The sequence below is a fragment of the Actinoplanes sp. NPDC051405 genome (assembly GCF_055586185.1).
On sequence record NZ_JBVJIR010000011.1, the window covers coordinates 128,606 to 149,081 of the forward strand.

The following is a 20,476-nucleotide window of genomic DNA, read 5'->3' on the forward strand; positions in this document are numbered from 1 at the left end:
ATCTGGGAGATTTACTCACATCACGCGCGCCACTGCGGGAGTATCAGCAAGTGGAGGGGGTGCTGTGAAGAACCGCAACCTCAGCAAGTTCGCCGTACCCATCGGGGTCATCGGCATCATCGTCATGATGGTCGTGCCGCTGCCGACCTTCCTGCTCGACCTGCTCATCGCGCTCAACATCACCGGCGCCCTGCTGATCCTGCTGGTCGCCATGTTCGTCCAGCGGCCGCTCGACTTCTCCGTCTTCCCGGCCCTGCTGCTGGTCGCCACCCTGTTCCGGCTGGCCCTCAACATCAGCGCCACCCGGCTGGTGCTGCGCGACGGCGACGCCGGCAAGGTCATCCACGCGTTCGGCAGCTTCGTGGTCGGCGGCTCCCTGGTGATCGGCCTGGTGATCTTCATGATCCTGATCATCGTGCAGATCGTGGTGGTCACCAAGGGTGCCGAGCGGGTCGCCGAGGTCGGGGCCCGCTTCACCCTCGACGCGATGCCCGGCAAGCAGATGGCGATCGACGCCGACCTCAACGCCGGCCTGATCGACGAGGCCGAGGCCAAACAACGCCGCGCCGACGTCGCCGCCGAGGCCGACTTCTACGGCGCGATGGACGGTGGTTCCAAGTTCGTCAAGGGCGACGCCATCGCCGCCATCATCATCACGGTCATCAACCTGGTCGGCGGCTTCGCCATCGGCATGCTCCAGGAGGGCATGTCGCCCGCCGAGGCGATGAACCACTACAGCCTGCTGACCGTCGGCGACGGCCTGGTCTCGCAGATCCCGGCCCTGCTGCTCTCGGTCGCCACCGGTCTGATCACCACCCGCTCGGCCACCACCGGCGACATGGGCAGCAGCGTCACGGCCCAGCTCAGCCAGAACAAGCTGGCCCTGCGCATCGCGGGTGGCGCCGCCCTCGGGCTGTGCGTGATCCCGGGCCTGCCCAAGATCCCGTTCCTGTTGATCGGCGGCACCGTGATGCTGATCGCCCAGCGGATCAAGGACCCGGAGCCGGAGGCCGTCGGCACCCCCGCGGCCGAGCTTGAACGCCCCGCACCGGACTCGCCCGAGCAGCTGCTCGGCGAGATGCGCGTCGACCCGTTGGAGCTGGCCCTGTCGCCCGACCTGGTCGACCTGGTCGACACCAACGGCGGCGACCTGCTGGACCGGGTCCGGGCCCTGCGCCGCAAGATGGCCCTGGAGCTGGGCATGGTGATGCCGCCCGTGCGCACCCGGGACGACCTGGACCTGCCGCTCTCCTCGTACGCGATCCGGATCAGCGGGGTCGACGCCGGCACCGGCCAGGCCCCGCCCGGCACCGTGCTGGCGATCGGCGACGGCCTGCAGGCGCTGCCCGGCCGGGCCGGTGTCGAGCCGGTCTTCGGGCTGGCCGGCAAGTGGGTCCCGGCCGAGCTGCACTACCAGGCCGAGCTCTCCGGCGCGACGGTCGTGGACCGGGCGTCCGTGATCATCACCCACCTGGCCGAGATCGTCCGGCAGAACGCCAGCCGCCTGCTCGGCCGCGAGGACGTGCGGTCGCTGACCGAGATGGTCAAGCGCACCCACCCCGTCGTGGTCGAGGAGCTGACGCCGTCGCTGCTCAGCCTGGGCCAGATCCAGCGGGTGCTGCAGGCGCTGCTGGACGAGGGCGTACCGATCCGCGACCTGGTCCGGATCTTCGAGTCGCTGTCGCTGCGGGCCAAGGTCTCCGTCGACCACGACGGCCTGGTCGAGGCGGCCCGCGCCGCGCTGGGCCCGGCCATCGCCGCCCAGTACGCGGCCGGCGGCCGGCTCACGGTCATCACGCTGGACCCGATGCTCGAGCAGAACCTGCTCGAGTCGCTGCGCCCGAGCGAGACCGGTGCCTTCATGGCGATCGACGGCATGCGGGCCGAGGCCATGGTCACCGAGGCCGGCCGGCTGGTCGAGGCGGCCGAACAGCAGGGCATCACCCCGGTGCTGGCCTGCTCACCGCAGCTACGGCTGCCATTGATGCGTCTCCTGCGCGCGGGTTCCCGCCGGGTGCAGGTGCTGTCCTATTCCGAGATCTCTGGTTCCACCGCACAGATCGAGACCATGGGGGTGGTGAACGGTGCCTACGCGGGTGCTGCTTGAGGGGCCGGCCATCGAGCCGTTGCTGGCGCAGGTGCGCGACGAGTACGGCTCATCGGTCCGGATCATCTCGGCCGACAAGGTCCGTAGCGGTGGCTTCGGCGGTTTCTTCGCCAAGCAGCACTACGAGCTGTCGGTCGAAGTTCCGGACGCCGATGAACGTGACGTACCACGCCGGCCACCGGCGGCCGAGGAGCCGCCACAGACGCTGGAACAGTTGCTGGCGCGCGCCGAGTCCCGGGACCGGATCGTGCCGGACGGCGGCCCGGCCGTCGCGGACCGGCTGAGCGGCCGGGACGCGGGGATGGGGGACGCCGAAGCCGCAGTCGGCCGGCCCGGATCGGGAGCCGGCCAGTTGGGCGCCGGTCAGCCGGGCGCGGCCGGGCGGGCCGCGGCCGATCCGGGCGCCGCTTTCGCGGAGCTGATGGCCGGCCTGGACAAGGCCGACACCAACCCGTGGGGCCGGCCGGGGCCCCGGCCCAAGGCCACCGACGAGGACCGGCCGGAGGGCCCGACGGTACGGCCGTTCCGCCCCGCCCAGGCCACCGGCTCCCCGGTCAACGGCGGCGGCTCCGGCAGCACGCGGCCGCTGCCGCCCGTACCGTCGCTGGCGGAGCTCATGGGCGGTCTCGGGGTCAACGACGCGCCGGCCTTCCCGACGAACGCCGCCGCCAACCGGGCCGCGCAGAACCCGGCGCCACCGCGTACCGCCGCCGCGGCGTACGGGCTGGTGCCGACCTCCCCGGCGCCGGCCGGCAACGGGCTGGCCGAGACGCTGGCCGGGCTCGGGCTGGGGGTGCCCGCGACCGCACCGGCGCCGGCGGTGCACGCGACGACGACGTCCCAGCCACCGGCGGTGCTGCGGCAGTTCCAGGGTGATCCGGTGCAGCTGAACCTGATGAAGGTCGGCATGCCGGAGGAGATGGCCGCGCAGATCGTCGGCGGGGACACGTACGCCGGGGTCCTCAGCGTGCTGGCGTCGCGGCCCGGCGCACCGCCCGTGCCGGACGCACCCGGCGAGATCCTGGTGCTCTGCGGGGATCTGGACCACGCCCTGCCGATCGGCCGCAAGCTCTGCGAACAGGCCGGGATCGACCAGGCGCACCTGATGCTGGGCGGCCCCACCGCGGCCGGCACCGGCATGCACTCCTCGCGGGTGCTCGGCGACCCGCCGGCCGCCGCGGCCAAGGCGGACCGGCTGCAGAGTGCCGACCATGCCTGGATCGTGGTGGTCGACGCCCCGGTCGGCGGGACGGACCCGATCTGGGTCAGCGACATGTGCGACGCGCTGGGGGCCACGGCGGTGTGGGCGGTCGTCGACGCCACGCGCAAGACCGCCGACACGGCCCGGCACCTGCGGACGCTCGGTGAGGTGGAGGCGCTGGTGGTGCACAGCGTCGACATCACCTCGGACCCGGCCACCGTGCTGGGCCTGGACCGGCCGATCGTCTCGCTGGACGGCAAGCCCGCCACCCCGCACGCCTGGGCGGCGATGCTGTGCGCCCGGATCGCCGCGGACGTGGTGCCGATGGCCGCTCTCCCGCGGCGGCCCGCACGGGGCAGGTAGTCCGTGATCCGTCCCTCCGTCCTGCTGTTCGCGCTGCTGATGAGCGCACCGGCGCTGTACCGCTATCTCACCGATGAGGTCGACATCAGTCAGGTGCTGATCCGCTTCCTCATCGCCGTGCCGATCGCCGCGGTCCTGCTCGCCGGCCTGCGTTTCGTCACCGCCGGGTACGGCAGGACGGAGGAGCCGGGCACGCCCACGTCACCCACGCCGGGAGCGCCCGATTCGTCAGGTTCTACAGGGATTCACGACACGCCTTGACAGTTCGTTAACATTTACCTTTTGTTGGCATATGTTACTTCCGGTGATCGACTGCCGACCGGAGGTGAACTGTGCCCGCTGACCGCCCGGTCATCGTCGTCGGCTGCCCACGCTCGGGCACCACGATGCTGCAGCTCATGCTGCACGCCCATCCCCGCATCGCGATCCCGCCCGAGACCCGGTTCGTGCTGAACGTGTACCGCGAGCGCCGCGACTTCGGCGACCTCTCGGTGCCGGCCAACCGGCGCGCCCTGGCCCGCCGGATCGTCGACCACCAGGAGACCCGCTTCTGCGACCTCGGCCTCGACGCCGAGGAGGTGGTCGAGCGGATCACCGCCGGGCCGGGCACGCTCGGCTCCGCGCTGGGCACGGTCTTCCAGCAGTACGCGGCCCGCTTCGGCAAACCGCGCTGGGGCGACAAGCGACCGGCCTACCTGCACAACATCGACATCCTGCTGCGGCTCTTCCCGGACGCGCAGTTCATCAACATCGTGCGCGACGGCCGGGACTGCGTGGCCTCCCTCAAGGAGATGTCCTGGCACCGCAAGGACATCTACGCGACGGTCGCGGCGTGGGCCCGGGCCGTCGACGATGGCCGGCGGGCTGCCCGGCGCCTGGGACCGGGGCAGTGGCACGAGGTGCGGTACGAGGACCTGGTGGCCGATCCGCACGGCCGGCTCGCCGCCATGTGCGCGTACCTGGGTGAGGAGTACCACCCGGCGATGGCCGAGCCGTCCGCGGTGGCGCAGGTGGCGGTGCCCTCGTTCAAGACCTGGCACGCGCTGACCCACGCACCGGTGACCACCCAGCGGGTGCAGAGCTGGCAGACCCGGCTCGACCCGGAGGAGATCGCCCTGTGCGAGGCGGCGCTGGGCTCCCGGCTCGTGGCCAGCGGATACGAGCTGTCCGGCACGGTCCGGCCGGCCCCGGCCGAGTTGCTGCGCTACGGCTGGACCGCGGCTCCGCAGCGGCTGATCCCGGCCCGGCGCGGTCTGAGCCGGGCCGCGAGCCGGCTGCGTCCCGACCGGGGGCTGGCGTACGTGCCGGGGATGACGCTCACGCAGCGGATCGCGTCAGAGCCGCACGAGACGAACGGCCGGGTCGACGCCGGCCAGCCGTGACAGCTCGGCTCCTTCCCGGTACACCTCAGCACGTTCCGCCGCGCTCAGCGGGGCGAAGAGCCGTACCTCCAGCACCCCGGCCCTGATCTTCCACAGGCCCCGCACCATCCCGTCGACGGTCAGCGCGGCGTCCGCCACTAGGTACGGACGCCGCTCGGCGGCCACGATGCGCGACCGGTCGGCGTGGCCGAACAGCACGTTGTCGAAGCCGGGCAGGAACCGTACGGGCGCCGGCACGTCCGGTCCCGGGCGCGGTGCGTCCGGCAGGTCGAAAAGCTCCGCGCCGGAGTCATCGCGAAAGACGCGCAGCCGCGGGCGCAACGCCTCGAAGACCTCGCGCAGCCGGGTCATGCCGCTCCACGCCTGCATGTCCCGCGCCGACGCGGGGCCGAACGCGGCCAGATAGCGCCGGACGAGTTCCTGGACGTCCCGGATCTCGAGCGGCTGCCCCAGCAGTTGCTCGGCGTGCGCGAAGGGGGTGGCGCCCCGCCGGCCCCAGGTACCGTCGGGTGCGGGATGCACGATCGGCAGCAGCCCCTGCACCGAGCGGGCCAGCCATTGCGGATCGCACTGCGGCCACCGCTGGGCCAGCGCCCGGCCGAGCTCGGACCGGGTCAGCGTCCGGGCGCCCAGCACGTCACGGGCCACCGCGGCCAGCTCGGCCGCCGCGATCCCGGCCGTGTACCGCCCGAACGCCCCGCGCTGCCAGACGTCCAGCATGGGCTGCAGCAGCGGCCGCACCCAGAGATAGTCGGACGTGGCCAGCAGGTGCTGCGTCCCCCGGAACAGGGTGGCCCGCAGCACCAGTCGCTCCTCGAGCAGCCGGGTCAGATCGGTGAGCGCGAACCCCTCGATCCGGTTCCACAGACCGAAATAGGGCAGCTCCGGGTCCTGGCCCTGCATCCCGACGAGGTGCTCCACAACGGACAGTGCCGGCTTGCGGACCCGGGAGAGCAGGAGCTGCCGGGCCAGCGTGGCCCGGCCCAGCTCGCGCGGGGAAAGCACATCCATGTGGCCAGCCTGGCCGCCATTGCGGTCAGGAACTGACCGTTGCGAGCGCGGGGATCGGCTCGTGAGTGCCGAGCAACTGGATCCCCGCGCCGCTGCCTAGACGAGGGAGAGCGACAACTTTCCCTTGCCGTAGCGGGCCACCTCGACGGTCAGGTCCAGGCGCTTGCCCAGGGCCAGCAGGTGCGCACGGGCGTCGTTCGGGATGTCCATGCCCGGGTAGATCACCTGGTAGAGCTTCACGTGCGGGGCGCCCTCGCGGTTGAGCAGGCTGGTCAGCACGTTGCAGAGCTCGAAGACGTTCTCGGCCAGGTTCGGGAAGAGCTTCTTCTCCTCGATGCTGTCTTCCGCGGCGCCGGCCGGGAGCAGGCCCAGGGCGGCGCCCGCGTTGGCCGCCAGCGCCAGTTGCATGCCCAGGACCGCGTAGAGCTGCTGCGACGTGTCCGCGTAGACGGCGATCACGGCGGTGGGCAGGTCGGCGGCGGTCATGGGGTCGCCCGGCGAGACGTTGACGTCGCGGCCGAGCAGGTCCTCGAAGAGATTGCGAACGGTGAGGGCGACGGGGATAACCGAGGTGTCAGACATAGCTATATCATCCCAAAATAGGAGAGAAGACCTCGTCAAAACGTTCCGCAGTGAACGGCTTGACGATGAAGAAAGCGGAACCGGCGGCCTCCGCCGCCTGCTGCATCTCGGCCGTGCACTCCGAGGTCACGAAGCCGAACTTCACGTTGTTGCCGGCTGCCCGCAGTTGCTGCAGCACCTCGATGCCGGTCATCTCCGGCATGTTCCAGTCCGAGATCACCAGGTCCGGCTTCTCGGCCACCGCCATGTCCACGGCCTGCTTCCCGTCGGCCGCCTCGACCAGGTCGTGGTCGCCGAAACCGGCCTGCCGCAGGGTCCGGGTGACGATCTGGCGCATCACCCGGCTGTCGTCCGCGATCAGGATCTTCATGCGCTTGCCTCCTGCTTCACGCTCTGCCACATCGAGATGGACACCGGCTCGCCGTCCCAGATGCCGTACAGGCCGCTGATCCGTTCGGCCGCCGGGTAGTACGAGGCCGTGTCCGGCGCCAGCACCACCGTCGGCAGCGACAGGAAGCAGCCCGCCGGCAGCATGGCCTTGACGTTGCCGCCGACGATGTTGGCCAGCTCGCCGAGCACGTCGGAGATGTCCTCCTGGCCGACCTCGTCGGGCTCCATGGCCAGGAACGCCGCGGCAGCCTTGCGGGCGGCGTTCTGCGAGGACGCGTAGACCAGGTGGCCGTGCCAGGAGCCGGTGATGGACACCGTCGAGTGCACCTCCGACACCTGTTTCACGTCACCGTGCGGCACCAGCGGACTGACCCCCTCAGGGTCGAGGTAGGAGACCCACACCTGTTCCACCATCTCGGCGAGGTCTCCCTCAGTCACCACGGGTTCGCTCATGAGTTCGCTCCGGTCGGGACAAGGCCCAGCAGGGCCAGCTTTTCGATCATCGCGCCCTCCGTGAAGGGCTTGATCACGTATTCGTGGGCGCCCGCGGCCAAGGCCCGGACGATCTGGCTCTGCTCGCTCTCGGTCGTGACCATGACCAGCGTCATCTCGCGCAACCGGGGTTCGGCGCGCACCTTCGTCACGAACTCGAGGCCGTTCATGTTGGGCATGTTCCAGTCGATGAGGGCCAGCTCCGGCACCTCGGTCATCGTGGCCAGCAGATCGAGGGCCTCCTGGCCGTCACCGGCCTCGACCGCCTCGAAGTTCAGCTTGGCGACGATGCGCTTGAGAATCATCCGCATCGCCCGGGAATCGTCGATCACCATGGCACGCACCGCAGCTCACCCCTTCCTCGCGGTACCGGCCGGCACCGCGCTCCGCACTCGGTAGGCAGAGGTCCGGCCGGCCGCCACCCGTTCGTAGTTGTCGTCGATGCCGATCGTGGTCTCGGCGGCTCCGAGGAACAGCCAGCCGTCGGGACGCAGCAGCCGGGCGACGTTGCGCAGCACCGATTTCTTCGTCGCCACGTCGAAGTAGATGAGCACGTTGCGCAGGAAGATCACGTCGAACGGCGGCAGCGCCGGCAGCGGCGCGGTGAGGTTCATCAGCTTGAACGACACGTTGCGCCGCAGTGCCGGGGTGATCCGCCAGTGCGCGCCGGCCCGCTCGAAGTACTGGACCAGCTGGGTCGCGGGCAGTCCCCGGTTGACCTCGACCTGGCTGTACTCGGCCGCCTCGGCGCGCTTGATCATCTCGGTGGAGATGTCGCTGCCCATGATCTCGTACGACCACCCCGCCGGCAGGTTCTCCTGCAGCGTGATCGCGAGGCTGTAGGCCTCCTGACCGCTGGAACTCGCCGCCGACCACAGCCGCAGCTTGCGGTTCGTCCCCCGGGTGCGGACCAGCTCGGGCAGCACCACGTCGGTCAGCGCGGAGAACGGCTCCCGGTCCCGGAACCACGACGTCTCGTTGGTGGTGAGCGCGTCAATGATCCGGCGCTGGTCGGCCGGGTTGGGCCGGCGCTGCAGGTTGGCCAGGAACTCGGCCACGCTGGCCGCGCCCACCTGCCGGGCCACCGGGATCAGCCGCGCCTCGACCAGATACTCCTTGCCCGGGGCGAGGACGATGGCCGCCTCCCGGCGGACCAGGGCCGAGACGAACGCGAAGTCGGCTGCCGAAAGGGTCATCGGGTCACCGCCGTCGGACGCGCGACGCGACCGGTCTGAACTCGCTGGATCAGTGCGGCCGCGATGCGGTCCAGCGGCAGGATCTCGTCCGCCAGCCCCGCGCCGACCACGGCACCGGGCATGCCCCAGACCACGGAACTGGCCTCGTCCTGCGCCAGGATTTCGGCACCTGCCTCACGCAGCACCTTCGCACCACCCCGTCCGTCGTATCCCATGCCGGTCAGCACCGTGGCGAACGCCGAGGCTCCGAAGAGCGCGGCCACCGAACGGAACATCACATCGACCGCCGGACGGCACGAGTTCTCCGGCGGCGCGCCGCTGAGCTGGGTCAGCGTCGCGGTGCTCCGGCGTTGCAGCACGAGGTGCTTGTCGCCGGGAGCGATGTAGACGGTGCCGGGTGCGAGCTCCATGCCGTCGCCCGCCTCGACGACGTGCAGCGAGGTGCTGCGGTCGAGGCGCTCGGCGAACATCCGGGTGAAGACCGGCGGCATGTGCTGGGTGACCACGATCGGCACCGGCAGGTCGGCGGGCAGCGCCTGCAGCACCTTGGTGAGCGCGTCCGGGCCGCCCGTCGAGGAGCCGATCGCCAGGATGTCGACACGGCCGGGTGCGCCCGCTCGGCGTACCGGGCGGGCCGGACCGGCTGCCGCGGGACGCAGCGGCGCCAGGCCGGGACGACCTGGCACCGGTCCACCGGGACGTCCGGCTGCCGGTGGGCTCAGTCCCGGCCGGCCCGGCGGAGGGCCGGGCCGCGCTGGTGGGCCGGGCGGCGGGCGGCGGCCGGCCAGCGCATGGATCTTCGGTACGAGCTGTTCACGCACGGCCGCGATGGATTCCGCGATCGACCCGACGTTGCTCGGCTTCGTCACGTAGTCGGTGGCGCCGGCGGACAGCGCCTCCAGCGTCGCGCTCGCCCCGGCGGCCGACAGCGTGCTGAACATGATCACCGGCAGCTGCTTGTGCCGCTTGCGCAGCTCGCGTACGGCGGCGATACCGTCCATCTGCGGCATCTCGATGTCCATGGTGACCGCGTCCGGCTTGAGCTGATCGATCTTCGCCTGGGCCAGCAGGCCGTTGGCGGCGGTGCCGACCACCTCGATGCCGGGTGCGCCGGTCAGCGAGTCCACGATGAGCCGGCGCACGACCACGGAGTCGTCGACGACCAGGACTTTGATCATGAAGTCACCGCGCCCTTCACCCGAGCCACGCCGGGCCGAGCGCCGCGACCACCGGCGCGAGCAGCCGGTGAGCCGTGGCGGTGTCCAGCAGGTCCCGCACGACGAGGGCCTGCACCGCGCCGCTGAGCATGTTCCAGACCCCGCCCGCGCGATCGGCCAGCGGAATCGCCGCCGTGTCGATCGCCTGCACGAGCAGCATCTGGGCGGCCGCGGCGGTCCGGACCCGGTCGGACAGGTACGCCGCCCAGGACGCCGAGTGCACCGCCGGGGACCACCCGCCGGCGTTGCGCCGGGCGTCCTCCGCGGACTGCATGAGCCGGGCCAGGTCGTTCGCCCGGATCGAGCGCAGCCGGTCCAGCAGGGCCGACACCGCGTAGTGGTGCGGGCCCAGGTCGATCGGCTTGCCCGCGGGCAGCTTGCGCAGTGCGGCCACCCAGCCGGCACCGAGCATCCGGCGGGTCGAGTCGTCCAGCACCTCGCGCAGATAGCTGGCCACGGCCGCGTCGCAGAGCAGGGCTGTCGCCGAGGCGGCTTCCTCGCTCTGCTTGGCGTCGCGTCCGGCGCCCTGCCAGGTCCAGGCCATCACGTCGTAGCGCAGGCAGGTGAGCAGCGAGTCCACCGACCCGATCGGGGCCCGCTCGACCAGGGCCAGCGAGCTGGCCGGGTCGTCGGCCTTGAGGCCCTTCAGCGTCGGCATCTTGCGGGCCGCGCTCTCCACCTCGACCCAGAGCGGCCCGCGGACACCCTCGTCGGGCAGCCGCTCGGCCAGTACCGGCAGGTCCCCGACGCTGAGGCGCAGGGCGCGCAGCAGCACCTCGGCGGTCGCCGACCCGCCACCGAGGCGGGTCAGGTCGAAGCCGAGGACGGGGGCGCTGACGAGGCTGTACATCAGGTGGTGGCTCGATAGGTGTCGACGGCCTGGTTCACGTCCAGGGCCAGCATCAGCCGTCCGTCCATCTTGAAGGTGCCGGTGACCAGCTCCCGGGTCGGGCCGCTGAGCGTGTCCGGCGGGCCCTCGAAGGCCTCGTCGTCGAGGTCGACGACCTCGCCGATGCGGTCCACGAGCAGGCTGACCGGCTCGCCGTCGCCGCGCAGGATCACGTTCATCACCGGACCCTGCATGGCCTGGCGGACCAGGCCGAGCTGCACCCGCAGGTCGACCGCGGCGATCACCTGGCCGCGCAGGTTGAACAGGCCGCCGACGGCCGGCGGAGCCAGCGGTACGGGGGTGTACTCGTTGTAGGAGAGCACCTCCTGCACCGTGTGCACCTCGACCCCGAACAGCTGGTCGGCCACCTCGAAGGTGGCGAACTGACGACTCGCCATGTCAGGCCTCCACCAGCATCTCGTCGGTCACCTCGGTGTAGAAGTTCGGATCGGCGGCCAGGATGGCCCGGCGCACGTCCAGCAGCTCGGTCACCCGTTGCTGGATGACCGCGGTGCCGACCAGGCCGTCCTCCTCCGCCTCGCGGCGCGCCGTGGTGGAGTTCTCCGCGATGTCGACGATCCGGTCGACGACCAGCGCGACACTGCGCTCGCCCTCGCTGTAGACGACCACGGACACGGTGTCGCCCTCCTCCGCCTCGCTGTACGCCCCGAGCAGGTGCGACAGGCGCACGAGCGGCAGGATCTGGCCCCGGTACTGCACGACCTCGCGGGAACCGGCGTGCTCGATGCGATCGCGGGGAAACTCCTCGAGCCGGGTGACCGCGTCCAGCGGGATCGCCACCCGGCGTTCACCGACGGCCGTGACCAGCAGGCGCTCGCCGTTGGCGGGTCCGCCACTGGCCCGCGAGGTGCCGACCAGGTTTCCCCGGTCGGACTCGGCGGTCAGCTGCGAGCGCCGGGCCAGCGACGAGACGTCGAGGATCAGGCCGACCTTGCCGTCGCCCAGGATGGTGGCGCCGGCGTACAGGCCGATGTCCTTGAACCTGCTGTTGAGCGCCTTGACCACGACTTCCTCGGTGTTGAGGACGCGGTCGACCACCAGGCCGAAGCGGCGGCCGTCGGCGTGCAGCACCATGATGTAGACACCCTGGTCGCCGCCGACGTCGAGCCCCAGCGTCCGGTCCAGGCGGACCAACGGGAGCAGCTTGCCGCGCAGCCGGTAGACCGGCGCGCCGGAGGCGTACTCGATCTTCGTGGACTGGCCGTCGATGAAGACCAGCTCCAGCACGGCCACCTGCGGCACCACGTACCGCTGGTCGCCGCAGTCCACGGTCAGCGCCTGGATGATCGCCAGGGTCAGCGGGATGGTGAGGCGCCAGACCGTACCCTGGCCCAGCGTCGAGTCGACGCTGACCGCGCCGCCGATCCGCTCGATATTGGTCTTGACGACGTCCATGCCGACCCCGCGGCCGGACACGTTGGTCACCTTGGCCGCGGTGGAGAAGCCGGGCTGGAAGACCATCGCCATGATCTCGCGCTTGTCCATCGTGGCGACCTGCTCGGCGCGCAGCAGGCCCTTCTCGATCGCCTTCGCGGCGATCCGGTCGACGTCGATGCCGGCGCCGTCGTCCGCAACATCGACCGCGACGTGCCCGCCCTCGTGGTACGCCCGCAGCGTCAGCGTGCCCACGGCGGGCTTGCCCGCGGCGACCCGCTTGTCGGCCTCCTCGATGCCGTGGTCCACCGCGTTGCGCACCAGGTGCGTCAGCGGGTCCTTGACGGCCTCGAGCAGGCTGCGGTCGAGCTCGGTCTCCTTGCCCTCCATCACCAGCTCGACCTGCTTGCCGAGCGACTGGCTGAGGTCCCGGATGACCCGGGGCAGCTTGGACCAGATGTGCTCGATGGGCTGCATCCGGGTCTTCATGATGCCCTCTTGCAGCTCACTGGTGATCATGCCGAGTCGCTGGGCGACGCGGACCAGGCCGGAGTCGCCGGTCTCCATCACGCCGCGGACCAGCTGGTTACGGGCGAGCACCAGCTCGCCGACCAGGTTCATCAGGCCGTCCAGCAGATCGACGTCGACCCGGATCGCGCTGTCCGCGACGCTGCGTTTCGGTGCCTGCTGCTGCAACGCCTCGTTGACCGCGGCGGGCTGGGCCTTGCCCTCTTCGAGCAGGATCGCGCCGAGCTTGCGCTCGTCCCCTTCGAGCTGCTGCTGCAGCGCGGAGCCGACGTCGCTGGGCGCCGCGGCGCCGGACTCGACGAGCATCTCGCCGAGCGGCTTCCGCTGCCCCTCCACGGGCTCGGGCGCCGGACGGACGGGCTTCTCCTCCAGCGGCTCCGGCGCCTCGACCGGTTCGGCGGCCGCGGCGGGCTGCGCCGGTGCGGCGGCCTCGGGCGCGTTCATCTGAGCGTGTACGGCGGTGATGATGCTGTCGACCTCGACGTCACCCTCGTTGCCGTCCTGCTCGATCGCCTCCAGCAGCGACCGGACCCCGTCGATCGTGGCCAGCAGGGTCGTGATCGTGGTCGGCGTGACCGGCTGGACGCCGTCCCGCAGCCGCGAGAGCAGTGACTCGCCGGCGTGGGCGAGTGTCTCGAGCCGGCTGAAGGCCAGGAATCCACTCGTTCCCTTGATCGTGTGGATGGCCCGGAAGATGCGTGAGATCAGATCACGCGATCCCGGTTCCTGTTCGAGGGCGACGAGATCCCGGTCGATCTGATCCAGGTTCTCGTGGCTCTCCATCAGGAATTCGCCGACGATCTCGCCAAGGTCTTCCACGGACTACCTCCTGCTCGGTTCCCATGCTGCTCATCGACCTCCCGGGTCCTCACCTGAGGACACCCGGACTGCTACCGCCGCCGGTCGGCTCAGGCGTCACCACCCGGCCGCCGGTAGCGGTAACCGAAGCCGCGCACGGATTCGATCGGGGAATCCTCGGGGTCCGTCCAGCCGAGCTTGCGGCGCAGCCGCAGGACCGCGAACTTGACCCGTTCCTGGCCGATGCCGGTCGGGTCGTCCCAGGCCTGGGTCAGCAGCTGGTTCGGGCTCAGCACCGCGCCCGCGTGCCGGACCAGCGCGTTGAGCAGCCGGAACTCGGTCGGGGTGAGGCGCTTCTCGTCACCCTTGACGTAGACCCGGCGTTTGGTCGGGTCCAGGTGCACCAGGCCGTCGTCGTAGATCTGGCTGGCCCAGCTGTTCTGTGCGCCGTTCGAGCGCCGCAGCAGGGCCTCGACCCGGGCCAGGAGCTCGTTGTTGGCGAACGGCTTGGTGAGGTAGTCGTCGGCGCCGCCGCGCAGCCCGCGCACCTTCTCGGCCTCCTGGCCGTGCGCGGTCAGCACCAGCACGGGGACGTCCGAGACGTCCCGCAGCCGTTCGAGCACCTGCCAGCCGTCCATCTCCGGCAGGCCGACGTCGAGCACGACCAGGTCGGGGTGCTCGGCGTAGGCCTCCTTCAGGCCGGTACGGCCGTCACCGGCGTGCGCCACCTCGTAGCCGGCCCGGCTGAACAGCAGCCGCAGGGCCAGCGCGATGTCCGGGTCGTCCTCGACCACGAGCAGCCTGCTCATGCTCCCACCACCATGACCCCCCAACGCTGCGTCGCCAGACGCGGCTGCCCGGGCCGGCACGGCACATGCCCGACATCGGTCAGCGTCTTGCTTGCGCCCCCCGCGACCGCGGGCGGCGAAGATGAAATGTCCAAAACCACGATAGCGTGACGTGTCGGTTCATATACGGAAAGTTATAGTTCAGCGTGCGCTTCCGCTTCCGGAGCCGATCGGTGGTCGACCGATGAGCCCCGTCCCCGCTCCCGCACCTCCGACGCTGTCGGGTGGCGCGCTGCAACCCCGCTTTCTCACGGTCATCTCGCACGAGCTGCGGACGCCGCTGACCACCATCGCGTCGTTCACCGAGAGCCTCGACACCGACGACCTGGCCCCGGCCGAGCGCTCGGTGGCGCTGGCCGCCGTACGGCGCAACACCGACCGGATGCTCACCCTGGTCGAGGACCTGATGCTGGTGACCCGGCTGCAGACCGGCGACCTGGAACTGCGGCCGGCGCTGGTGGACCCCGGCGCGCTGATCCGCGAGGCCGCCGAGTTGCTCGCGAGCCGGGAGCCGTACACGGCGGCGACGGTCCGGGCGGGCGAAGGGCCGGCGTTGTCGGCGGACGCCTCGCTGCTGCGGGACCTCTTCTATGCGGTGGTCGGCACAGTGGCCAGCGGGGCCGCCGACCGGTCCGCCACGGTCAGCGCCGAGGCCGGGGCCGAGGGCTGGACCGTGCACGTCACCGCGCGGCAGGCCGAACAGCTCACCGACGAGCACCTGATGGCCGGGATGCTGGCCACTCCGGAACCACCGCACCGGCGGCGCAGCACCGCCGTCTGGATGCTGCTGGCGGAGGCCATCGCGGCCCGGCACGGCGGCTCGGTCCGGCTGACTTTCGCCCCGGAAACGGGCGCCGGTGCCGAGATCGGGCTTCCGCTGACCATCCCCTCAGATTGACACAGACCTCGCACCGTTCACCCGGAAACGGTCAAAGAAGGGACGTACCCCCAAAAAGCCGGTCCGATTACGGTGCCGGGCGGCAGGCGCCCGGCCGTGGACCGGGAGGCAGCACCTTGTTGGAATCCGTACGTCGTCTCGCCCTTGTCGCGGCCGCGCCGATCGCCCTGCTCGGGCTGACCGCCGCGCCGGCGCACGCCGTGCCCGCGGTCCCCGCGACCGGCCCGGCGCGGACCGCCCCGACGACCTCGCAGGTGCTCGGGGCCGAGGTGGTCACGCTCACCAACGAGGAACGGGCCCGGTACGGGTGCCCGGCACTCACCGTGGACGAGGAACTGACCGTCGCGTCCGTACGGCAGAGCCACTACATGGCGGCCACCAGCGACTTCGGCCACTTCGGCTGGCGCGGCTCGACCTTCCTGACCCGGTCGCGGGCGGCCGGCTACCACGCGGTGGCGGCGGAGAACGTGGCCTACGGCTTCTCCAGCTCGGCCGAGGTGATGGCCGCCTGGATGGCCAGCCCGCCGCACCGCCGCAACATCCTCAACTGTGACGTCAAGTCGTTCGGCGCCGGCGTGCAGCAGGCTGTGAACGGCACCTACTACTGGACGCAGGTCTTCGGCTGGCGCTGAGCCGTCAGAGCGAGCAGTTGATCAGGACCGGTTCGGGATGCAGGACGACACCGAACCGGTCCCGTACGCCGTCACGGATCTCGCGGGCCAGCTCCAGCAGGGCCGTCGTGGTGCCGCCGCCGCGGTGGGTCAGGGCCAGGGTGTGCTTCGACGAGATGGCCACCGTGCTGCCGCCGTACCCCTTGGCGAAGCCGGCCTTCTCGATCAGCCAGGCCGCCGGCACCTTGACCGTGCCGTTCGGGGCCGGCCAGCTCGGCGGCTCGCCCGCGTCGACCAGCCGGTCCTGCACCCGGGCCCACTCCTCGGCGGACAGCACCGGATTGGTGAAGAACGAGCCCACCGAGCGGGTGTCCGGATCCTCCGGGTCGAGCACCATGCCCTTGCTCGCGCGCAGCTTCAGCACGGTCTCGCGGACCCGCGCGGCGCTGACCCGCTCACCGACCTCGATCCCGAGGTGGCGGGCGAGCTCGGCGTAGCGGATCGGCGCCGACTCCGCCGACTCGGGGAGCCGGAAGTCCACGTCGAGGACCAGCCAGCGGTCGCTGTGCTTGAAAATGCTCGACCTGTACGCGAAACCGCACTCCGGCAGCGACAGCACCCGCATCTCGTCCTCGTGCCGGTCGTAGACGTGCACCGCCTCGATGGTGTGCGCGACCTCCTGGCCGTACGCCCCCACGTTCTGGATCGGCGTCGCGCCGGCCGAGCCCGGGATGCCGGAGAGCGCCTCCAGCCCGGACATCCCCCGTTTGAGGGTGTCGGCGACGAGGTCGTCCCAGGGCTCACCGGCGGCCACCCGGACCAGCGCGCCGCGGTCGTCGCGATCGATCAGCCGTACGCCCCGGGTGCGCAGCAACAGCACCGTCCCGGGAAACCCCTGGTCCCCGATGACGACGTTGCTCCCGCCCGCGAGGACCAGGACCGGTTGCCCCTTTCGGGCAGCACCCCGTACGGTTGCAACCGCTTCGTCCGGTTCGGACACCACGGTCAACGTGCTTGCCGGACCGCCGAGGCGTAGCGTCGTGTACGCCCCCAGCGAACTGGCATGCGCAGCGGATGCGTCGGTTGGGTGGTCAGCACTAACGTCAGGCACGACGTCCACCCTAGGCCGCGGGCCCGGGGTGGAAACCGGTGGACCTCCTCGAGCGGGAGAAGGCTGATGAACAGGCTGCACGCGACCAAGGACTTCTGGCTCGCCGCACTGCGCGCCGACGGGCCGGCTTTCCAGGACGCCGTCACCGAGACGGGTCCTGACGCCGTCGTGCCCTCGTGTCCCGGCTGGACGGTCGCCGATCTCACCGAGCACCTCACCGTGCTGCTGCACTGGGTGCGTGAGCTGACACCGCGGGGCGTGGTCGACCGGCCCGCCGACCGGGTCGTCCCCGAGCCGCGGCCCCCGTGGCCCGAGGCGCTCGACGGCCTGCGCCGGGAGCTGACCGGCACGATCGAGACCCTCGACGCGCTCGATCCGGACTTCCCCAGCTGGACCTGGCCGGCCCAGGCCCGCAAGGCCGGCTTCTGGCAGCGCCGGATCGCCCACGAGGTCTCCGTGCACCGCTGGGACGCCGAGTCCGCGGCCGGCCGGGCCACCCCGATCGAGACCAAGCTCGCCGCCGACGGGGTCAACGAGGTCCTCGACACCTGGCTGCCCGCCGGCCGCCGCAAGGGCCCCACCGACCTGCACGGCGTCGTGCACCTGGTGGCCACCGACGCCAGCTACGAGTGGTTCGTCCGGCTCCGCGGCGCGGGCATCGCGCTGCTCGACACCGGCACCATCCTCGACAGCGATGACCACCACGCGCGGGCCGAGGCCACCGGCACGGCCAGCGACCTTCTGCTGGCTCTGATGGGCCGGATCGATCCGGACAATCTGGTCGTCACCGGCGACCGTCGCCTGTTCAGCGCATTGCAGGCCGGTTGAGCATCTCCTCCCCCGAACGGGATTCCGCAACTTTCGGATGGCTCCCGGAAAGGTGAATGGCTCTACGCTGTACCGGTTAAGGGCGATCGCTTCCGGTCGCCCGTCATAGTCTCGCCGCTGATCAGACCGGTCGGCGCGGCCCGGCACGGCAGCGGCGGATCACGCAGGGAGCGGTGAAGGATGACGGCAACCGTCTCGGTGGAATCGAGCGACGATCCGCTGGCATCGGGGGTACGGTTCCCGGACGGCTTCGTCTGGGGCGCCGCAACGGCGTCGTACCAGATCGAAGGCGCGGTGAACGAGGACGGGCGGGGCCCGTCCATCTGGGACACGTTCAGCCGCGAGCCCGGCCGGGTGCACGCCGGGCACACCGGCGACGTGGCCTGCGACCACTACCACCGGTATGTCGAGGACGTCGCGCTGATGGCCGACCTGGGCCTGGCCTCGTACCGGTACTCGATCGCCTGGCCGCGCATCCAGCCCGACGGCACCGGCCCGGTCAACACCCGGGGCCTGGACTTCTACGACCGGCTGACCGACGAGCTGATCGGCAAGGGCATCGACCCGGTGGTCACGCTCTACCACTGGGACCTGCCGCAGAGCCTGCAGGACCGGGGCGGCTGGACCGTCCGGGACACCGCCGAGGCCTTCGCCGAGTACGCCCAGATCATGCACGCCCGGCTCGGCGACCGGGTCCGCACCTGGACCACGCTGAACGAGCCGTGGTGCTCGGCCTACCTCGGCTACGCCAGCGGCGTGCACGCTCCCGGCATCCGGGACGCGGCGTCGGCGTTCAAGGCGGTGCACCACCTGCTGCTCGGCCACGGCCTGGCCGCGCGGGCGCTGCGGGAGGCCGGCGCGCAGAGCGTCAGCATCACCCTCAACCCGTCGGCCGTCTTCCCGCTGGACGAGAACAACCCGGGCGACGTCGACGCCGCCCGGATCGTGGACGGCCTGAGCAACCGGATCTTCCTCGACCCGCTGCTGCGCGGTCAGTATCCGGACGACATGCGCGAGCACATGGCCCGCTTCACCGACCTGAGCTTCATCCGCGAGGGTGACGAGGCGATCATCAACGCGCCGATCGACGTGCTGGGGATCAACTTCTACACCCCGTCGTACGTCTCGGCGAAGCCCGGCCAGCCGGCCTCGCCCGACGCACCCGGCACCGAGGGCATCGCCTTCCGCAAGCCGGTCGGCCCGATCACCGACATCGGCTGGCAGATCGAGCCGGCCGCGCTGACCCGGCTGCTGGACCGGATCCACCGGGACTACCCCGGCACGCCCATGATGATCACCGAGAACGGGGCCGCGTACCCGGACGGCCCGGCCGAGGACGGGCAGATCCACGACACCAACCGGATCGAGTATTTCGACGGGCACCTGCGCGCCTGCCTCGATGCCATTTCCCACGGCGTTGACCTTCGGGGATACTTCGCCTGGTCGTTGATGGACAATTTCGAATGGGCCGAGGGGTACGCCAAGCGGTTCGGCATCGTGCACGTGGACTACACCACGCAGCGCCGGGTGCCCAAGGACAGCGCACGGTGGTACCAGGAGGTGATCCGGCGTAACGGTCTCACCGACCAGGGCCGGATCGGGGAGTGAGCTGATGGTGACGCGGGAGCGACCGACCCTCGAGGCGGTGGCGAGGCGCGCCGGCGTCTCGAGGGCGACCGTCTCCCGCGTCGTCAACGGGTCGACCACGGTCGCCGTGGCGATCCGCGAGGCCGTGCACCAGGCCGTCGCGGAGCTGGGCTATGTGCCCAACCAGGCCGCCCGCAGCCTGGTCACGCAGCGCACCGAGTCGATCGCGCTGATCCTGCCGGAGACCGCCAACCGGGTCTTCTCCGACGACCTGTTCTTCCCCGCGGTGATCCGCGGCGTGAGCATGGAGCTGGACGCGGCGGACAAACAGCTCGTGCTGATGATGGCAGGCTCGGCCGCCAGCCACGACCGGGTCGAGCGGTACGCGATGGCCGGCCACGTCGACGGCGTCATGTTCGCCTCGATGCACGGCGCCGATCCGCTGCCCGGCGCCCTGGCCCGGCTCGGCATCCCGGTGGTGTGCAGCGGCCGCCCGATGACCCCGGCCGAGCTGCCGGTCCCCTACGTCGACGTGGACCACGTCGGCGGCGTGGGCCAGGCCGTGCGCCACCTGATCAGCACCGGCCACCGCCGGATCGCCACCATCGCCGGGCCGCAGGACATGATCGCCGGCGTCGACCGGCTCACCGGTTACCAGGACACCCTGCGCGACGCCGGGCTGACCGAGCACGTGGCCTTCGGCGACTTCACCCGCGACTCCGGGCTGCGCGCGATGCGCCGGCTGCTCACCGAGGACCCGCAGCTCGACGCGGTGTTCGTGGCGTCGGACATGATGGCCCACGGCGCGCTGCAGGCGCTCAAGGACGCCGGCCGGCGGGTGCCGGCGGACGTGGCGGTGGTCGGCTTCGACGACTTCGAGATCAGCCGGCTCAGCGACCCGCCGCTGACCACGGTCCGCCAGCCGATCGTCGACATGGGCCGCACGATGGCCCGGCAGATGCTCGGCCTGGTCAACGACAGGCAGGACGTCCCGGACGCCGTGGTGCTGCCCACCGAGCTGGTGGTGCGGGCCTCGGCCTGA

21 protein-coding genes are annotated in these 20,476 nt (G+C 71.2%); 9 read left to right on the forward strand and 12 right to left on the reverse strand.

Translation table 11 applies throughout. The annotated features are described in order from the left end of the window. The first annotated feature begins 64 nt into the window (after positions 1–64). From flhA to ACZ6S4_RS23940, 4 genes are all read left to right on the forward strand, one after another. Positions 65–2,107, forward strand: coding sequence for a flagellar biosynthesis protein FlhA (gene flhA, locus ACZ6S4_RS23925; protein WP_465477033.1), 2,043 nt, complete (start codon positions 65–67; stop codon positions 2,105–2,107). Further along, positions 2,085–3,671, forward strand: coding sequence for a hypothetical protein (locus ACZ6S4_RS23930; RefSeq protein ID WP_465477034.1), 1,587 nt, complete (start codon positions 2,085–2,087; stop codon positions 3,669–3,671). Before flhA ends, ACZ6S4_RS23930 begins: the two co-directional genes overlap by 23 nt. A 3-nt stretch (positions 3,672–3,674) precedes the next feature. Beyond that, positions 3,675–3,932, forward strand: coding sequence for a hypothetical protein (locus ACZ6S4_RS23935; RefSeq protein WP_465477035.1), 258 nt, complete (start codon positions 3,675–3,677; stop codon positions 3,930–3,932). 71 nt (positions 3,933–4,003) lie between these two features. Next, a complete protein-coding gene (locus tag ACZ6S4_RS23940) occupies positions 4,004–5,053 on the forward strand; it encodes a sulfotransferase family protein (protein WP_465477036.1) in 1,050 nt (349 codons plus the stop codon). On the opposite strand, the gene ACZ6S4_RS23945 is transcribed toward ACZ6S4_RS23940, so the two are convergent. From ACZ6S4_RS23945 to ACZ6S4_RS23995, 11 genes are all read right to left on the reverse strand, one after another. Beyond that, complete coding sequence (locus tag ACZ6S4_RS23945) at positions 5,006–6,064, reverse strand: winged helix DNA-binding domain-containing protein (protein WP_465477037.1); 1,059 nt, start codon at positions 6,062–6,064, stop codon at positions 5,006–5,008. The genes ACZ6S4_RS23940 and ACZ6S4_RS23945 overlap by 48 nt on opposite strands. A gap of 96 nt (positions 6,065–6,160) precedes the next feature. Next, complete coding sequence (locus ACZ6S4_RS23950) at positions 6,161–6,646, reverse strand: hypothetical protein (protein ID WP_433722563.1); 486 nt, start codon at positions 6,644–6,646, stop codon at positions 6,161–6,163. A 7-nt stretch (positions 6,647–6,653) separates the two neighbouring features. Then, entirely contained in the window at positions 6,654–7,016 is a 363-nt protein-coding gene (locus ACZ6S4_RS23955; protein WP_433722565.1) for a response regulator, read from the reverse strand. Beyond that, complete coding sequence (locus tag ACZ6S4_RS23960) at positions 7,013–7,489, reverse strand: chemotaxis protein CheX (RefSeq protein ID WP_465477038.1); 477 nt, start codon at positions 7,487–7,489, stop codon at positions 7,013–7,015. The genes ACZ6S4_RS23955 and ACZ6S4_RS23960 overlap by 4 nt, the downstream gene beginning before the upstream one ends. After that, the gene (locus tag ACZ6S4_RS23965; RefSeq protein ID WP_246595167.1) at positions 7,486–7,863 is read right to left on the reverse strand and encodes a response regulator; all 378 of its coding nucleotides are present in this window, start codon (positions 7,861–7,863) and stop codon (positions 7,486–7,488) included. The genes ACZ6S4_RS23960 and ACZ6S4_RS23965 overlap by 4 nt, the downstream gene beginning before the upstream one ends. A gap of 15 nt (positions 7,864–7,878) precedes the next feature. Continuing rightward, complete coding sequence (locus ACZ6S4_RS23970) at positions 7,879–8,724, reverse strand: CheR family methyltransferase (RefSeq protein WP_465477039.1); 846 nt, start codon at positions 8,722–8,724, stop codon at positions 7,879–7,881. Continuing rightward, entirely contained in the window at positions 8,721–9,902 is a 1,182-nt protein-coding gene (locus tag ACZ6S4_RS23975; RefSeq protein ID WP_465477040.1) for a protein-glutamate methylesterase/protein-glutamine glutaminase, read from the reverse strand. Before ACZ6S4_RS23975 ends, ACZ6S4_RS23970 begins: the two co-directional genes overlap by 4 nt. Before the next feature lie 16 nt (positions 9,903–9,918). Next, positions 9,919–10,791 (reverse strand): hypothetical protein, encoded by an 873-nt coding sequence (locus tag ACZ6S4_RS23980; RefSeq protein WP_465477041.1) that lies wholly within the window; start codon positions 10,789–10,791, stop codon positions 9,919–9,921. After that, positions 10,791–11,228 (reverse strand): chemotaxis protein CheW, encoded by a 438-nt coding sequence (locus ACZ6S4_RS23985; protein ID WP_125812421.1) that lies wholly within the window; start codon positions 11,226–11,228, stop codon positions 10,791–10,793. Before ACZ6S4_RS23985 ends, ACZ6S4_RS23980 begins: the two co-directional genes overlap by 1 nt. A 1-nt stretch (position 11,229) precedes the next feature. Then, entirely contained in the window at positions 11,230–13,572 is a 2,343-nt protein-coding gene (locus ACZ6S4_RS23990) for a chemotaxis protein CheW (protein ID WP_465477042.1), read from the reverse strand. An 89-nt stretch (positions 13,573–13,661) separates the two neighbouring features. Continuing rightward, on the reverse strand, positions 13,662–14,360 hold the full coding sequence (locus ACZ6S4_RS23995) for a response regulator transcription factor (protein ID WP_465477043.1): 699 nt from the start codon (positions 14,358–14,360) through the stop codon (positions 13,662–13,664). A 223-nt stretch (positions 14,361–14,583) separates the two neighbouring features. On the opposite strand from ACZ6S4_RS23995, the gene ACZ6S4_RS24000 reads away from it, so the two are divergent. Both ACZ6S4_RS24000 and ACZ6S4_RS24005 read left to right on the forward strand, forming a co-directional pair. Beyond that, positions 14,584–15,297: a sensor histidine kinase gene (locus tag ACZ6S4_RS24000; RefSeq protein ID WP_465477044.1), complete on the forward strand. Its 714-nt coding sequence runs from the start codon at positions 14,584–14,586 to the stop codon at positions 15,295–15,297. 119 nt (positions 15,298–15,416) lie between these two features. After that, the gene (locus tag ACZ6S4_RS24005) at positions 15,417–15,929 is read left to right on the forward strand and encodes a CAP domain-containing protein (protein ID WP_465477045.1); all 513 of its coding nucleotides are present in this window, start codon (positions 15,417–15,419) and stop codon (positions 15,927–15,929) included. Between the two features lie 4 nt (positions 15,930–15,933). Here ACZ6S4_RS24005 and ACZ6S4_RS24010 read toward each other — a convergent pair whose 3' ends face one another. Further along, positions 15,934–17,019: a UDP-N-acetylmuramate dehydrogenase gene (locus ACZ6S4_RS24010; RefSeq protein WP_465477046.1), complete on the reverse strand. Its 1,086-nt coding sequence runs from the start codon at positions 17,017–17,019 to the stop codon at positions 15,934–15,936. A gap of 66 nt (positions 17,020–17,085) precedes the next feature. On the opposite strand from ACZ6S4_RS24010, the gene ACZ6S4_RS24015 reads away from it, so the two are divergent. The 3 genes from ACZ6S4_RS24015 (at position 17,086) to ACZ6S4_RS24025 (ending at position 20,476) form a co-directional block, all read left to right on the forward strand. Then, positions 17,086–17,847: a maleylpyruvate isomerase family mycothiol-dependent enzyme gene (locus ACZ6S4_RS24015; protein WP_465477047.1), complete on the forward strand. Its 762-nt coding sequence runs from the start codon at positions 17,086–17,088 to the stop codon at positions 17,845–17,847. A 180-nt stretch (positions 17,848–18,027) separates the two neighbouring features. Further along, positions 18,028–19,455 carry a GH1 family beta-glucosidase gene (locus tag ACZ6S4_RS24020; RefSeq protein WP_465477048.1) on the forward strand — a complete coding sequence of 476 codons (1,428 nt, stop codon included), beginning with the start codon at positions 18,028–18,030 and terminating at the stop codon, positions 19,453–19,455. 4 nt (positions 19,456–19,459) lie between these two features. Next, positions 19,460–20,476, forward strand: a complete 1,017-nt coding sequence (locus ACZ6S4_RS24025) for a LacI family DNA-binding transcriptional regulator (RefSeq protein WP_465477049.1) — start codon at positions 19,460–19,462, stop codon at positions 20,474–20,476.

What these genes read in the sequence shown, in the direction of transcription:
- ACZ6S4_RS23945 (WP_465477037.1), bottom strand. Translation starts at nt 6,064, where the DNA reads ATGGATGTGCTTTCCCCGCGCGAGCTGGGCCGGGCCACGCTGGCCCGG.
- ACZ6S4_RS23950 (WP_433722563.1), bottom strand. Translation starts at nt 6,646, where the DNA reads ATGTCTGACACCTCGGTTATCCCCGTCGCCCTCACCGTTCGCAATCTC.
- ACZ6S4_RS23955 (WP_433722565.1), bottom strand. Translation starts at nt 7,016, where the DNA reads ATGAAGATCCTGATCGCGGACGACAGCCGGGTGATGCGCCAGATCGTC.
- ACZ6S4_RS23960 (WP_465477038.1), bottom strand. Translation starts at nt 7,489, where the DNA reads ATGAGCGAACCCGTGGTGACTGAGGGAGACCTCGCCGAGATGGTGGAA.
- ACZ6S4_RS23965 (WP_246595167.1), bottom strand. Translation starts at nt 7,863, where the DNA reads ATGGTGATCGACGATTCCCGGGCGATGCGGATGATTCTCAAGCGCATC.
- ACZ6S4_RS23970 (WP_465477039.1), bottom strand. Translation starts at nt 8,724, where the DNA reads ATGACCCTTTCGGCAGCCGACTTCGCGTTCGTCTCGGCCCTGGTCCGC.
- ACZ6S4_RS23975 (WP_465477040.1), bottom strand. Translation starts at nt 9,902, where the DNA reads ATGATCAAAGTCCTGGTCGTCGACGACTCCGTGGTCGTGCGCCGGCTC.
- ACZ6S4_RS23980 (WP_465477041.1), bottom strand. Translation starts at nt 10,791, where the DNA reads ATGTACAGCCTCGTCAGCGCCCCCGTCCTCGGCTTCGACCTGACCCGC.
- ACZ6S4_RS23985 (WP_125812421.1), bottom strand. Translation starts at nt 11,228, where the DNA reads ATGGCGAGTCGTCAGTTCGCCACCTTCGAGGTGGCCGACCAGCTGTTC.
- ACZ6S4_RS23995 (WP_465477043.1), bottom strand. Translation starts at nt 14,360, where the DNA reads ATGAGCAGGCTGCTCGTGGTCGAGGACGACCCGGACATCGCGCTGGCC.
- ACZ6S4_RS24000 (WP_465477044.1), top strand. Translation starts at nt 14,584, where the DNA reads ATGAGCCCCGTCCCCGCTCCCGCACCTCCGACGCTGTCGGGTGGCGCG.
- ACZ6S4_RS24015 (WP_465477047.1), top strand. Translation starts at nt 17,086, where the DNA reads ATGAACAGGCTGCACGCGACCAAGGACTTCTGGCTCGCCGCACTGCGC.
- ACZ6S4_RS24020 (WP_465477048.1), top strand. Translation starts at nt 18,028, where the DNA reads ATGACGGCAACCGTCTCGGTGGAATCGAGCGACGATCCGCTGGCATCG.
- ACZ6S4_RS24025 (WP_465477049.1), top strand. Translation starts at nt 19,460, where the DNA reads ATGGTGACGCGGGAGCGACCGACCCTCGAGGCGGTGGCGAGGCGCGCC.